15 protein-coding genes are annotated in these 13,423 nt (G+C 56.2%); 11 read left to right on the forward strand and 4 right to left on the reverse strand.

Annotation, left to right across the window (positions count from 1 at the left end; all coding sequences use genetic code 11):
- Nucleotides 1-232: 232 nt before the first annotated feature.
- Nucleotides 233-553, reverse strand: coding sequence for an iron donor protein CyaY (gene cyaY, locus DAI21_RS05330; RefSeq protein WP_107702640.1), 321 nt, complete (start codon nucleotides 551-553; stop codon nucleotides 233-235).
- Between the two features lie 137 nt (nucleotides 554-690).
- Between cyaY and DAI21_RS05335 the strand changes: the two genes are divergently transcribed.
- The 8 genes from DAI21_RS05335 to corA all read left to right on the forward strand — a co-directional run bounded on the left by DAI21_RS05335 (nucleotide 691) and on the right by corA (nucleotide 7,620).
- The gene (locus tag DAI21_RS05335; RefSeq protein ID WP_102105653.1) at nucleotides 691-894 is read left to right on the forward strand and encodes a lipoprotein; all 204 of its coding nucleotides are present in this window, start codon (nucleotides 691-693) and stop codon (nucleotides 892-894) included.
- 34 nt (nucleotides 895-928) lie between these two features.
- A complete protein-coding gene (dapF, locus tag DAI21_RS05340) occupies nucleotides 929-1,753 on the forward strand; it encodes a diaminopimelate epimerase (protein WP_102105652.1) in 825 nt (274 codons plus the stop codon).
- Entirely contained in the window at nucleotides 1,750-2,457 is a 708-nt protein-coding gene (locus DAI21_RS05345) for a DUF484 domain-containing protein (RefSeq protein WP_100778442.1), read from the forward strand. The genes dapF and DAI21_RS05345 overlap by 4 nt, the downstream gene beginning before the upstream one ends.
- A complete protein-coding gene (xerC, locus tag DAI21_RS05350) occupies nucleotides 2,454-3,356 on the forward strand; it encodes a tyrosine recombinase XerC (protein ID WP_107702641.1) in 903 nt (300 codons plus the stop codon). Before DAI21_RS05345 ends, xerC begins: the two co-directional genes overlap by 4 nt.
- Nucleotides 3,356-4,072, forward strand: coding sequence for a 5-amino-6-(5-phospho-D-ribitylamino)uracil phosphatase YigB (gene yigB, locus DAI21_RS05355; protein ID WP_102105650.1), 717 nt, complete (start codon nucleotides 3,356-3,358; stop codon nucleotides 4,070-4,072). The genes xerC and yigB overlap by 1 nt, the downstream gene beginning before the upstream one ends.
- Before the next feature lie 78 nt (nucleotides 4,073-4,150).
- A complete protein-coding gene (gene uvrD, locus DAI21_RS05360; RefSeq protein WP_107702642.1) occupies nucleotides 4,151-6,313 on the forward strand; it encodes a DNA helicase II in 2,163 nt (720 codons plus the stop codon).
- 149 nt (nucleotides 6,314-6,462) lie between these two features.
- A complete protein-coding gene (gene ysgD, locus DAI21_RS23175) occupies nucleotides 6,463-6,519 on the forward strand; it encodes a YsgD/CorL family protein (protein ID WP_212743980.1) in 57 nt (18 codons plus the stop codon).
- Between the two features lie 150 nt (nucleotides 6,520-6,669).
- Nucleotides 6,670-7,620, forward strand: a complete 951-nt coding sequence (corA, locus tag DAI21_RS05365; RefSeq protein ID WP_095283883.1) for a magnesium/cobalt transporter CorA — start codon at nucleotides 6,670-6,672, stop codon at nucleotides 7,618-7,620.
- Between the two features lie 82 nt (nucleotides 7,621-7,702).
- Here corA and rarD read toward each other — a convergent pair whose 3' ends face one another.
- Together rarD and yigI are read right to left on the reverse strand one after the other, a co-directional pair.
- Nucleotides 7,703-8,599, reverse strand: a complete 897-nt coding sequence (rarD, locus tag DAI21_RS05370; protein WP_100778446.1) for an EamA family transporter RarD — start codon at nucleotides 8,597-8,599, stop codon at nucleotides 7,703-7,705.
- Between the two features lie 51 nt (nucleotides 8,600-8,650).
- Nucleotides 8,651-9,118 carry an acyl-CoA thioesterase YigI gene (gene yigI, locus DAI21_RS05375; protein WP_095283881.1) on the reverse strand — a complete coding sequence of 156 codons (468 nt, stop codon included), beginning with the start codon at nucleotides 9,116-9,118 and terminating at the stop codon, nucleotides 8,651-8,653.
- Between the two features lie 160 nt (nucleotides 9,119-9,278).
- Between yigI and pldA the strand changes: the two genes are divergently transcribed.
- The 3 genes from pldA to rhtC all read left to right on the forward strand — a co-directional run bounded on the left by pldA (nucleotide 9,279) and on the right by rhtC (nucleotide 12,749).
- Nucleotides 9,279-10,148 carry a phospholipase A gene (gene pldA / locus DAI21_RS05380; RefSeq protein ID WP_100778447.1) on the forward strand — a complete coding sequence of 290 codons (870 nt, stop codon included), beginning with the start codon at nucleotides 9,279-9,281 and terminating at the stop codon, nucleotides 10,146-10,148.
- 89 nt (nucleotides 10,149-10,237) lie between these two features.
- On the forward strand, nucleotides 10,238-12,067 hold the full coding sequence (recQ, locus tag DAI21_RS05385) for an ATP-dependent DNA helicase RecQ (protein ID WP_100780793.1): 1,830 nt from the start codon (nucleotides 10,238-10,240) through the stop codon (nucleotides 12,065-12,067).
- A gap of 61 nt (nucleotides 12,068-12,128) precedes the next feature.
- A complete protein-coding gene (rhtC, locus tag DAI21_RS05390; RefSeq protein WP_100778448.1) occupies nucleotides 12,129-12,749 on the forward strand; it encodes a threonine export protein RhtC in 621 nt (206 codons plus the stop codon).
- A gap of 50 nt (nucleotides 12,750-12,799) precedes the next feature.
- Here rhtC and rhtB read toward each other — a convergent pair whose 3' ends face one another.
- A complete protein-coding gene (rhtB, locus tag DAI21_RS05395; protein WP_100778449.1) occupies nucleotides 12,800-13,420 on the reverse strand; it encodes a homoserine/homoserine lactone efflux protein in 621 nt (206 codons plus the stop codon).
- Nucleotides 13,421-13,423: the final 3 nt, after the last annotated feature.

Raw genomic sequence — 13,423 nt, forward strand, 5'->3', positions numbered from 1 at the left:
CCTTATTATATATTCAGCCGGATTATAAGTTTTGGATTTGCAGTGTAATAACGAAAATAATTCTGTGCCCGACCCAAAAAGAAATCAATCAATTTAGTGTAATGATGAGGTGTGAATAATAGAGGTATTTAAATTAATTAATGGAAGGTCTACTGGGGATCTATGAAATAAATAAAAAGGAAAAGCGTGTTTTTGTGAATACCGTTTCCAGAAAGAAACGGTATCAATTCACTTAACGGAAGCTGACGTCCTCGCCCGCCTGCTGCGTCGCAGCCTGCTCCAGCAGATTCCAGAACGTTTCGCCGCTACGGTCACACACCCACTGGTCGTCTTTCAGATCGAAATGGTAGCCGCCCTGTTTTGTTGCCAGCCATACCTGGTGCAGCGGCTCCTGGCGGTTGATAATAATTTTACTGCCGTTTTCGAAGCTGAGCGTCAGCACGCCGCCGTTGATTTCACAATCGATATCGCTGTCGCCATCCCAGTCGTCCAGGCGCTCTTCAATGGTCTGCCACAGGGTATCGGCCAGGCGATGGAATTCACTGTCATTCATGGTTTTGTTCCTGTTTTTCGTGATGGCGGCAGTATAACGCTAAATAATTCCCGTTGCAGGAAAGCGGCTAACTCTTGCTTTTGTGTCTTCTCCTGCGATGATAGAAACAGAAAGCATGAACTTACGGGCAACCCATAATGAAAAACGTTTTTCGAACGCTTGCCGTTCTCATCACACTGTTTAGTCTGACTGGCTGTGGTCTGAAAGGGCCGCTTTACTTCCCGCCAGCCGATAAAACAGCGCCGCCGCCAACCAAACCCGTTCAAACCCAGATTGAATCATCGACGCCAGTGAGCAACGATCGCGGCGATAACGGTGGCCCAAGCCAGGTCAACTACTGACAATCAGTTGTTCAACCGCGCAATGGAGTAAATGATGCAGTTCTCTAAAATGCATGGCCTTGGCAACGATTTTATGGTCGTCGACGCGGTAACGCAGAATGTCTTTTTTTCCCCTGAGCTGATTCGTCGCCTGGCGGACAGGCATCTGGGCGTGGGGTTTGATCAACTGCTGGTCGTTGAGCCACCCTACGATCCGGATCTCGATTTTCACTACCGAATCTTTAATGCTGACGGTAGCGAAGTATCCCAGTGCGGCAACGGCGCGCGCTGCTTTGCGCGCTTTGTGCGTCTGAAAGGGCTGACCAACAAGCGCGATATTCGCGTCAGTACGGCCAATGGCCGCATGGTGCTCAGCGTCACCGACGACGAGCTGGTGCGCGTGAACATGGGCGAGCCCAACTTCGAGCCTTCTGCGGTCCCGTTTCGGGCAATCAAAGCGGAAAAGACCTATATTATGCGGGCGGCTGAGCAGACAGTATTGTGCGGCGTCGTCTCGATGGGCAATCCCCATTGCGTGATTCAGGTTGATGATGTTGATGTCGCTGCCGTTGAAACCTTAGGCCCGATTATGGAAAGCCATGAGCGCTTCCCTGAGCGCGCCAATATCGGTTTCATGCAGGTGGTGAAACGTGAACATATCCGTCTGCGCGTTTATGAGCGCGGCGCAGGCGAAACGCGGGCCTGTGGCAGCGGCGCGTGCGCGGCTGTGGCTGTGGGTATCTCACAAGGATTACTGGCAGAAGAGGTTCGCGTGGAATTGCCGGGCGGTCGTCTTGATATCGCCTGGAAAGGTCCGGGTCATCCACTGTATATGACTGGCCCGGCGGCACATGTATACGACGGGTTTATCCATTTATGAAACAACCAGGGGAAGAACTGCAGGAAGCAATAACGGAGCTGGACGACCGGACTGTTGTTGATTATCTGCTGCGCAATCCTGAGTTTTTTATCCGCAATGCACGCGTGGTCGAACAGATGCGCGTGCCGCATCCGGTGCGCGACACCGTCTCGCTGGTCGAATGGCATATGGCGCGCTCGCGCAAGCACATCGATCAGCTGGAAGAGAACATGACCCTGCTGATGGAACAGGCCAGCAATAACGAAAGCCTGTTTTATCGTCTGCTACATTTGCAGGCGCGGCTCGCGTCGGCGCACAGCCTGGACGAGTTTCTCAGCCGCTTTCATCGCTGGGCGCGTGAGCTTGGGCTGGCAGGCGCAACTATTCGTCTCTTTCCCGACCGCTGGCGCATCGGTGCCCCCTCCGGTTTCACGCATCTGGCGCTAAGCCGTCAGGCGTTTGAACCGCTGCGCATTCAGCGTCTTGGTCATGAGCATCACTATCTCGGCCCGTTGAACGGTCCTGAACTGCTGGTGGTGCTTCCTGAAGCCAAGGCTATCGGCTCGGTTGCCATGTCCCTGATGGGGCGCGAAGGCGATTTGGGCGTAATGTTATTCACCAGCCGCGACGCGCATCATTACGAGCAGGGACAAGCCACGCATTTGTTGCAGGAAATCGCCCTGATGCTCCCTGAGCTGCTGGAGCGCTGGATTGAGCGCGTATGACGGACTCCCTGCTTGCGCCTCTGGTGGTGCGTTTCCTGCGCTATCTGGGCGTTGAACGACAGCTTAGCCCGATCACGCTGCTGAACTATCAGCGTCAGCTTGATGCCATCATGCAGATCGCCGATGAAACCGGTCTGAAGAGCTGGCAACAATGTGACGCTGCCACCGTGCGCGGGTTTGTGGTGCGCAGTCGCCGCAAAGGTTTAGGCCCCGCGAGTCTCGCGTTACGTCTCTCAGCCCTGCGCAGTTTCTTCGACTGGCTGGTGAGCCAGGGCCAGCTAAAAGCCAATCCGGCGAAAGGCATCGCTACCCCGAAAGCGCCGCGCCATCTGCCGAAAAATATCGACGTTGATGACGTGAATCGGCTGCTGGATATCGATCTTAACGATCCGCTGGCGGTACGCGATCGCGCCATGCTAGAAGTAATGTACGGTGCGGGCTTACGTCTTTCGGAACTGGTGGGGTTAGATCTTAAACATCTCGATCTGGATACCGGCGAAGTGTGGGTGATGGGGAAAGGCAGCAAAGAGCGCCGTTTACCGATTGGCCGCAATGCAGTGGTATGGATTGAGCACTGGCTCGACCTGCGCGGGCTGTTTGGCGCCGAAGAGAACGCGCTGTTTCTCTCGAAGCTTGGCAAGCGGATCTCCGCGCGTAATGTGCAGAAGCGTTTTGCCGAATGGGGCATTAAGCAGGGGCTGAACAGCCACGTTCACCCGCACAAACTGCGCCACTCTTTTGCCACCCACATGCTGGAATCCAGCGGCGACCTGCGCGGCGTGCAGGAGCTGTTAGGCCACGCCAATTTATCGACCACTCAAATCTATACCCATCTTGATTTTCAACACCTTGCTTCGGTGTATGACTCGGCGCATCCACGCGCAAAACGGGGGAAATAATGCGTTTTTACCGCCCACTGGGTCAGATCTCTGCCCTGACGTTTGACCTTGATGACACCCTTTACGATAACCGCGAAGTGATTCTGCGCACCGAGCAGGAATCTCTGGCGTTTGTGCAAAACTACCATCCCGCTTTAAAAACGCTGCAAAACAAAGATTTTCAGCGCCTGCGCCAGGCGTTGCGCGAAACCGAACCGGACATCTATCACGACGTAACCGAATGGCGTCGTCGTGCGGTAGAGCAGGCGATGCTGAATGCCGGCCTGAGCGCGCAAGAGGCGGCGCTGGGCGCAGAAGCTTCAATGGCGAACTTTGCCAAATGGCGCAGCCGGATCGATGTGCCGCAGGAAACGCACGACACCCTGACGGCTCTCGGTAAAAAATGGCCGCTGGTGGCGATCACCAACGGCAACGCGCAGCCGGAACTGTTTGGCCTGGGCGATTATTTCCAGTTCGTCCTGCGCGCGGGCCCGCACGGGCGCTCGAAGCCTTTTAACGACATGTATCATCTGGCTGCCGAAAAACTCGATCTGCCGCTGGGCGAGATCCTGCACGTCGGCGATGACCTGACCACCGACGTGGCGGGCGCGATCCGCTGCGGAATGCAGGCCTGCTGGATCAAACCGGAAAGGGCCGATCTGATGCAGACCGCCGACAGCCGCCTGTTGCCACACATCGAAATTTCGCGGTTGGCATCCCTCACCACGCTGATATAATCACCAGCAGTATTGTATAAATCAACAGTATGCCCGGCAGAAAAAACGCTGTCGGGCAGATGACTTCTGGCGGTGCCAATGGACGTTTCTTACCTTCTCGACAGCCTTAATGACAAACAGCGCGACGCGGTTGCCGCGACGCGGACCAATATGCTGGTGCTGGCAGGGGCGGGCAGTGGTAAGACGCGTGTTCTGGTGCATCGCATCGCATGGCTGCAGAGCGTAGAGAACTGCTCGCCGTACTCCATCATGGCGGTGACCTTTACCAACAAAGCGGCGGCAGAGATGCGCCACCGTATCGCACAGCTGATGGGCACCAGCCAGGGCGGCATGTGGGTAGGCACGTTCCACGGGCTGGCGCACCGTCTGCTGCGCGCGCACCATATGGATGCCAATCTGCCGCAGGATTTTCAGATCCTCGACAGTGAAGACCAGCTGCGCCTGCTTAAACGCCTGATTAAGGCGATGAATCTTGACGAGAAGCAGTGGCCGCCGCGTCAGGCGATGTGGTACATCAACAGCCAGAAAGACGAAGGGCTACGCCCGCACCATATTCAGAGCTTCGGTAATCCGGTGGAGCAAACCTGGCAGAAGGTCTATCAGGCCTATCAGGAAGCCTGCGACCGCGCGGGGCTGGTGGATTTCGCCGAGCTGCTGCTCCGCGCCCATGAGCTGTGGCTCAACAAACCGCATATTCTTCAGCATTACCGCGAGCGCTTCACCAACATCCTGGTGGACGAATTCCAGGATACCAACAACATTCAGTACGCGTGGATCCGCCTGCTGGCGGGCGACACCGGCAAAGTGATGATCGTCGGCGATGATGACCAGTCGATTTACGGCTGGCGCGGCGCGCAGGTGGAAAACATCCAGCGCTTCCTGAACGACTTCCCGGGCGCCGAAACCATTCGTCTGGAGCAGAACTACCGTTCAACCAGCAATATTCTGAGCGCCGCAAACGCCCTGATAGAAAACAACAACGGGCGTCTGGGCAAAAAGCTGTGGACCGACGGCGTCGACGGTGAGCCGATTTCAATTTACTGCGCGTTCAACGAACTGGACGAAGCCCGCTTTGTGGTCAACCGCATTAAAACCTGGCAGGAAAACGGCGGAGCGCTTGAGCAGTGCGCCATTCTCTATCGCAGCAACGCCCAGTCGCGCGTGCTGGAAGAGGCGCTGTTACAGGTCAGCATGCCGTATCGCATTTACGGCGGCATGCGCTTCTTCGAACGTCAGGAAATCAAAGATGCGCTCTCCTATCTGCGCCTGATTGCCAACCGTAACGACGACGCGGCCTTTGAGCGCGTGGTGAACACACCCACGCGCGGTATCGGCGATCGCACCCTCGACGTGGTGCGCCAGGCCTCCCGTGACCGCCAGCTCACCCTTTGGCAGGCGTGCCGTGAGCTGTTGCAGGAAAAAGCGCTGGCAGGACGCGCCGCGAGCGCGCTTCAGCGCTTTATCGAACTGATCGATGCCCTGGCACAGGAAACGGCCGACATGCCGCTGCACGTGCAGACGGACAGGGTGGTGAAAGATTCCGGTCTGCGCACGATGTACGAGCAGGAAAAAGGCGAGAAAGGCCAGACGCGTATTGAGAACTTAGAGGAACTGGTGACGGCAACGCGCCAGTTTAGCTACAACGAAGAAGACGAAGATCTGATGCCGCTGCAGGCATTCCTCTCCCACGCGGCGCTGGAAGCGGGCGAAGGGCAGGCGGATACCTGGCAGGATGCGGTTCAACTGATGACGCTGCACTCCGCGAAAGGGCTAGAGTTCCCGCAGGTGTTTATCGTCGGGATGGAAGAGGGGATGTTCCCAAGCCAGATGTCGCTCGATGAAGGCGGGCGTCTGGAAGAGGAGCGTCGGCTGGCCTATGTGGGCGTCACCCGTGCGATGCAAAAGCTGACCCTGACCTATGCGGAAACGCGCCGTCTGTACGGCAAAGAGGTCTACCATCGCCCGTCGCGCTTCATCGGCGAGCTGCCGGAGGAGTGCGTCGAAGAGGTGCGTTTGCGCGCCAGTATCAGCCGTCCGGTCAACCATCAGCGGATGGGCACGCCGATTTCGGAAAACGATACGGGCTACAAGCTGGGCCAGCGCGTTCGCCATTCCAAATTTGGCGAAGGCACCATCGTGAATCTGGAAGGCAGCGGCGAGCACAGTCGCCTGCAGGTGGCGTTCCAGGGGCAGGGGATCAAATGGCTGGTCGCGGCTTACGCCAAGCTGGAAACAGTGTAACATTCAGAAAAATATCATTATTTTGTAATAATCTGCTAGCCTTATAAGCTGAAGGCTATTTATTGCTCTTCAGCGTTCCGTTGCGTGTTGACGCCACAGTTATTGCTGGCGTAACATGCGCGCACGATTACGCTAAGAGGACATTCGCCTTGGACACACCCAGTAGATACTGGCTCAATTCCCTGTCATCCAGGAACAACTCCTAAGGCTATCTCCTCTTGCTGATGGCCTTAGTGGTTGTCAGCGACCTGCTTAATTCCCGTCGCGCTGAGTCAGGCTTTTAATGGTCTGAAACCCATATTGTTTCTGTGTGCCCACCGAACTGTCCGATATTTTTTGCATTGGGAGTCCCGGTCATGTTGAGCGCATTTCAACTGGAAAAAAACCGACTGATTCGGCTTGAAGCTGAAGAGTCACAGCCCCTCATTGATGCCGTATGGGTGGATCTGGTCGAGCCGGACGACGATGAACGCCTTCGCGTACAATCAGAGCTCGGACAAAGCCTGGCGACCCGCCCGGAACTGGAAGACATCGAGGCCTCCGCGCGTTTCTTTGAAGACGAAGACGGCCTGCATATTCACTCCTTCTTCTTTTATGAAGATGCGGAAGACCACGCCGGTAACTCCACCGTGGCATTTACCATTCGTGATGGCCGCCTGTTTACCCTGCGCGAACGCGAGCTGCCTGCGTTTCGTCTCTACCGCATGCGCGCCCGCAGCCAGGCGATGGTAGATGGCAATGCCTATGAGCTGCTGCTCGACCTGTTCGAAACCAAAATCGAGCAGCTGGCGGACGAAATCGAAAACATCTACAGCGATCTTGAAAAGCTGAGCCGCGTGATCATGGAAGGCCATCAGGGCGATGAATATGACGAAGCGCTGTCGACGCTGGCGGAGCAGGAAGATATCGGCTGGAAAGTGCGTTTGTGTCTGATGGATACCCAGCGCGCCCTGAACTTCCTGGTGCGTAAAGCGCGTTTACCGGGCGGTCAGCTGGAGCAGGCGCGTGAGATCCTGCGCGATATCGAATCCCTGTTGCCGCATAACGAATCCCTGTTCCAGAAAGTTAACTTCCTGATGCAGGCGGCGATGGGCTTTATCAATATCGAGCAGAACCGCATCATCAAGATCTTCTCGGTGGTGTCGGTGGTGTTCCTGCCGCCAACGCTGGTGGCGTCGAGCTACGGGATGAACTTTGAGTTTATGCCGGAACTGCGCTGGAGCTTCGGCTACCCGGGCGCGATTATCTTTATGATCCTCGCCGGGCTGGCACCGTATCTCTATTTCAAACGTCGTAACTGGCTTTGAGCGTGATGCCGGGTGGCAACTGCGCTTTCTCCGGCCTACGTAACCTGTAGGCCAGAGTGGCAAAGCGCCCACCGGCAAAAAATCACACCCCTTTCCGCACTCTACGCTGGGTATAAATCGCATCGGCGACGAATACCGCCAGCGCCACCCAGATGAACGCGAACGTCACCATCTTATCCGCGCCCGGTACTTCGCCGTAGAACACCACCGCCAGCAGGAACATCAGCGTCGGGCCGATATACTGGAAGAAGCCAAGCGTGGAGAGGCGTAAGCGTGTGGCGGCACCGGTGAAGCACAGTAGCGGGATGGTGGTGACAACACCGGCGGCAATCAGCATCAGATTCAGCGACCACGGATTATTCGCCATATGGCTGGTGCTGCTGTCGGCGATGCCGAACAGATAGATCGCGGCCAGCGGCAGCAGCCACAGGGTTTCAAACAGCATCCCGGTTTGCGCTTCCACGGCGATTTTCTTACGCACCAGGCCATAAAACGCAAAGCTAAAAGCCAGCCCCAGAGCGATGATCGGCAGCGAGCCGAAGGTCCACAGCTGTACCAGTACACCGCAGAGCGCCAGGAGTACCGCCACCCACTGCATTCGGCGGAAACGCTCGCCGAGGAAAAGCATCCCCAGCACGATATTCACCAGCGGGTTAATAAAGTAACCGAGGCTCGCTTCCAGCATATGGTGGTTGTTCACCGCCCAGATGAACAGCAGCCAGTTGCCGCCGATCAGCACCGCAGACAGCGCCAACAGGAAAATCTTCTTCGGGGTTTGCATCAGCGTTTTCACGCCCGACCACTGGCGGCTCACGCTCATCAGCGCCACCATAAAGAAAAAGGACCAGATCACACGGTGGGTGAGGATTTCATCGGCCGGGACAAAGTAGATCAGCTTGAAGTACGCAGGCGCGATACCCCATATAAAATAAGCGGCTAGAGCGAGTAAAACGCCCTGCCGCGTCTGTTTAGCATCCATCGGGATAATCCGTTACAAAAAAGTAAATTCATTTTACCCGATTACACCTTCTCAACCCACCATATAAGTGGCGGTTGCGCTGGCGATGTAAACCTGCTCTTCGTTATGCAATTCGACGCGAGCGACGGCGACCTTATTGCCTGCGCGCAGCAGACTGCTGGTGGCGGTAAAACGGTTCCCGCGGCCTGGCCGTAAATAATCTACGCGTAAATCAATGGTGCCCATTCTGGATAAGCGCTGACGCAGTTCATCTTCGTTGATGGTGTCATGGCGTGCCAGCGTGCTGCCCACGCAGACCAGCCCGGCGGCAACATCCAGCGCAGAAGCGATCACTCCGCCGTGCAAAATGCTTTGCGCCCAGTTTCCCACCATCATCGGCTGATTGTTAAAGCTGAGCTGAGCGAATCCCTTCTCGTAACGTTCAAGCTCCAGCCCCAGCGCACGGTTAAAGGGCATGTGATAGACAAAAATCTCTCCCACCAGTTTCAGAGCTTCTTCAGCGGTAAGCGTGGCTGACATGAAAAGTCGCATCCTTCGTTGTTAACAAAATGTTGATTTTAAGCTTCAGAGATAAGGAATTCCACTTTCAGAAACGAAGAGGGGAAGTTAATTGAGAAATAGGTAGAATGTGGCCCACATAACTATTCACATAATTTCATTTTGCAGGAGAACCCCACCGATGCGGACGTATCTGGGTTGGTTACTGGCGGCGGTTACGCTGCCGCTCACAGCATTTGCGCAGGAAGCGACGCTCAAGGAAGTGCACGATAAGCCCGCCGTTCGCGGCAGCATTATTGCTAACATGCTTCAGGAGCACGATAACCCGTTCACGCTCTACCCGTACGACACAAACTATGTGATCTACACCCAGACGAGCGATCTCAACAAAGAAGCGATCAGCTCCTATAACTGGTCCGATAATGCGCGTAAAGACGAAGTGAAGTTCCAGCTCAGCCTGGCCTTCCCGTTCTGGCGCGGCATTCTGGGGCCGAACTCGGTTCTGGGCGGCTCGTATACCCAGAAATCCTGGTGGCAGCTCTCTAATAGCGGCGAATCTTCTCCGTTCCGCGAAACCAATTATGAGCCGCAGCTGTTCCTCGGTTTTGCGACCGATGACGAATTTGCCGGCTGGACGCTGCGCGATGTGGAGTTTGGCTATAACCACGACTCCAACGGCCGATCCGATCCAACCTCGCGTAGCTGGAACCGCCTGTACACACGTCTGATGGCGGAAAACGGCAACTGGATGGTGGAAGTGAAGCCGTGGTATGTGATTGGCGATACGGACGACAACCCGGATATCACCAAATACATGGGCTACTATCAGCTGAAGATTGGCTATCAGCTGGGCGACGCGGTGCTGAGCGCCAAAGGTCAATACAACTGGAACACCGGCTACGGCGGCGCAGAGCTGGGCCTGAGCTATCCGATGACCAAACATGTACGCATCTATACTCAGGTGTACAGCGGTTACGGCGAGTCGCTGATCGACTACAACTTCAATCAGACCCGCGTCGGCGTGGGCGTGATGCTTAACGATCTTTTCTAGCCTGCTAAATGTTTTTGCGTTAAACGTTGAAGTTTCTCTCTCAGGCGCTGAAAATAGCGCCTGTTTTGTATCTGGCAAATGGGGTTAACGTGGCGCAGGCGGAAGTAATGAATCAGGAATCGCTGGCTAAACAGGTTTTGCATGAAACCTTTGGCTACCAGCAATTCCGCCCTGGCCAGGAAACCATCATTGAAACCGTGCTGGAAGGCCGCGACTGTCTGGTAGTGATGCCGACAGGCGGCGGCAAATCCCTGTGCTATCAGGTTCCCGCGCTGGTGCTGGATGGTCTTACGGTGGTGGTTTCACCGCTCATTTCCCTGATGAAAGACCAGGTGGATCAGCTGCTGGCTAACGGCGTGGCCGCTGCCTGTATCAACTCCACTCAGACTCGTGAACAGCAGCAGGAAGTGATGGCCGGATGCCGTACCGGGCAGATTCGCCTGCTGTACATCGCCCCGGAACGTCTGATGCTGGACAACTTCCTCGAACATTTGGCGCACTGGAACCCGGTGCTGCTGGCGGTCGACGAAGCGCACTGTATCTCCCAGTGGGGGCACGATTTCCGCCCGGAGTACGCCGCGCTCGGCCAACTCCGCCAGCGTTTCCCGGCGCTGCCGTTTATGGCACTCACCGCCACGGCGGATGACACCACGCGTCTGGACATCGTGCGCCTGCTCGGGCTAAACGATCCCTTTATTCAGGTCAGCAGCTTCGACCGCCCCAACATCCGCTACATGCTGATGGAAAAATTCAAGCCGACGGACCAGCTTCTGCGCTACGTGCAGGAGCAGCGCGGCAAATCCGGCATTATTTACTGCAACAGCCGCGCGAAAGTGGAAGACACCGCCGCGCGTCTGCAAAACCGTGGCTTTAGCGCCGCGGCCTATCACGCCGGTTTAGAAAACCATATCCGCGCCGACGTGCAGGAAAAATTCCAGCGTGATGACCTGCAAATCGTGGTCGCGACCGTGGCGTTCGGGATGGGCATCAACAAACCGAACGTGCGCTTTGTGGTGCATTTCGACATTCCGCGCAATATCGAATCCTACTATCAGGAGACGGGCCGCGCCGGGCGTGATGGTCTGCCTGCCGAAGCGATGCTGTTTTACGATCCGGCGGATATGGCGTGGCTGCGCCGCTGCCTGGAAGAAAAACCGCAGGGGCAGTTGCTGGATATCGAACGTCATAAGCTCAACGCGATGGGCGCGTTTGCCGAAGCGCAAACCTGCCGTCGACTGGTGCTTCTTAACTACTTTGGTGAGGGGCGCCAGGAGCCGTGCGGTAACTGCGATATCTGTCTCGACCCGCCAAAACAGTACGATGGGCTGATGGACGCCCGTAAGGCGCTCTCAACCATTTACCGCGTGAATCAGCGCTTTGGTATGGGTTACGTGGTGGAAGTGCTGCGCGGTGCAAATAATCAGCGTATCCGCGAGATGGGCCACGATAAGCTGCCGGTTTATGGCATTGGCCGCGAACAGAGCCACGAACACTGGGTGAGTATTATCCGTCAGCTGATTCACCTCGGTTTCGCCACGCAAAATATCGCCCAGCACTCCGCGCTCCAGCTCACGGAAGCGGCGCGTCCTGTGCTGCGCGGTGAGTTAGCGCTGCAGCTCGCGGTTCCACGCGTCGTCGCCCTGAAACCGCGCGTGATGCAGAAATCCTACGGCGGCAACTACGATCGCAAGCTGTTTGCCAAACTGCGCAAGCTGCGTAAGGCGATTGCCGACGAAGAAAACATCCCGCCGTATGTGGTGTTCAACGATGCGACACTGATTGAGATGGCCGAGCAGATGCCGCTCAGCGCCGGTGAAATGCTGAGCGTCAACGGCGTTGGTACGCGCAAACTCGAGCGCTTTGGCAAAGAATTTATGGCGCTCATTCGTTCCCATGCTGATGGTGACGATGAGGAGTAGTCAGTCCGGCTAAAAAGTGCCAGGATGGTGACTCACTGAATTATTTTCCCGCGAGTTAATTATGTTAATGCTATTCCTCACTGTGGCGTTGGTGCACATCGTTGCGTTGATGAGCCCTGGCCCTGACTTTTTCTTCGTTTCGCAGACTGCCGTCAGCCGCTCCCGCAAAGAGGCGATGATGGGCGTGCTCGGTATTACCATGGGTGTCATGGTCTGGGCTGCCGTTGCGCTGCTTGGCCTGAACCTGATCCTCGCGAAAATGGCCTGGCTGCATAATATCATTATGGTCGGCGGTGGCTTGTATCTGTGCTGGATGGGCTACCAGATGCTGCGCGGTGCGCTGAAGAAAGAAGAGAGCGTAGCCGCTGAACCTAACGTTGAGCTGGCGACCGGTGGACGCAGTTTCGTACGCGGCTTACTGACCAACCTTGCAAACCCAAAAGCGATTATCTACTTCGGTTCGGTGTTTTCCCTGTTCGTCGGTGACGACGTCGGCGCGGGCGCGCGCTGGGGCATTTTCCTGCTGATCGTCGTCGAAACCTTCGCGTGGTTTACCGTGGTAGCGAGCCTGTTCGCCTTACCGTCCATGCGCCGCGGCTATCAGCGCCTGGCGAAGTGGATCGACGGCTTTGCGGGTGCGCTCTTCGCAGGGTTTGGGATTCACCTGATTATCTCCCGCTAATATCCTGAATGCCGGATGCGGTGCTTGCACCGCCATCCGGCTTTTCCCGGCTACGCATGCCTCGCCGACGCCAGCAACGCACCTACCAGCATAAACAATGACCCGAACACTTTGTTCAGCGCCTTCATCTGTTTCGGCCCTTTGATCCACGCGGCAATTCGTTGCGCCAGGGTCGCGTAACCAATCATCACAATGATATCGACGATAATGGTGGTGGCGCCGAGCACCACGTACTGCATCACCTGTGGCTGATGCGGGACAATAAACTGCGGAAAGAGGGCGGCGAGAAAGACGATGCTTTTCGGGTTAGTCAGGTTCACAAATACCGCGCGTTTAAACAGGCGACCACGCGTCTGGGTATGGGCGAGGGTATTCAGGTCAATCGAGCCTGCCGCGCGCCATTGCTGGATGCCCAGCCAAATCAGATAAGCTGCGCCTGCCCATTTGAGCACTTCAAACGCTAGCACTGAACGCGAGAACAGCGTCCCAAGACCAATCCCCACCAGCACGATATGAATACCCAGCCCGGTCTGCAGTCCGGCAATGGACGCCACCGCGCCGCGATAGCCGTGGTTAATGGACGTGGTCATGGTATTGATCGCGCCAGAGCCAGGGGAAAGGCTCAGGATGATGGATGTCAGCAGGTAAGCGAACCACCACTCGAAGGTCATTTG

Origin of the sequence: Lelliottia sp. WB101, from assembly GCF_003051885.1 — a bacterium.
GTDB classification, from domain to species: Bacteria; Pseudomonadota; Gammaproteobacteria; order Enterobacterales; family Enterobacteriaceae; genus Enterobacter; species Enterobacter nimipressuralis.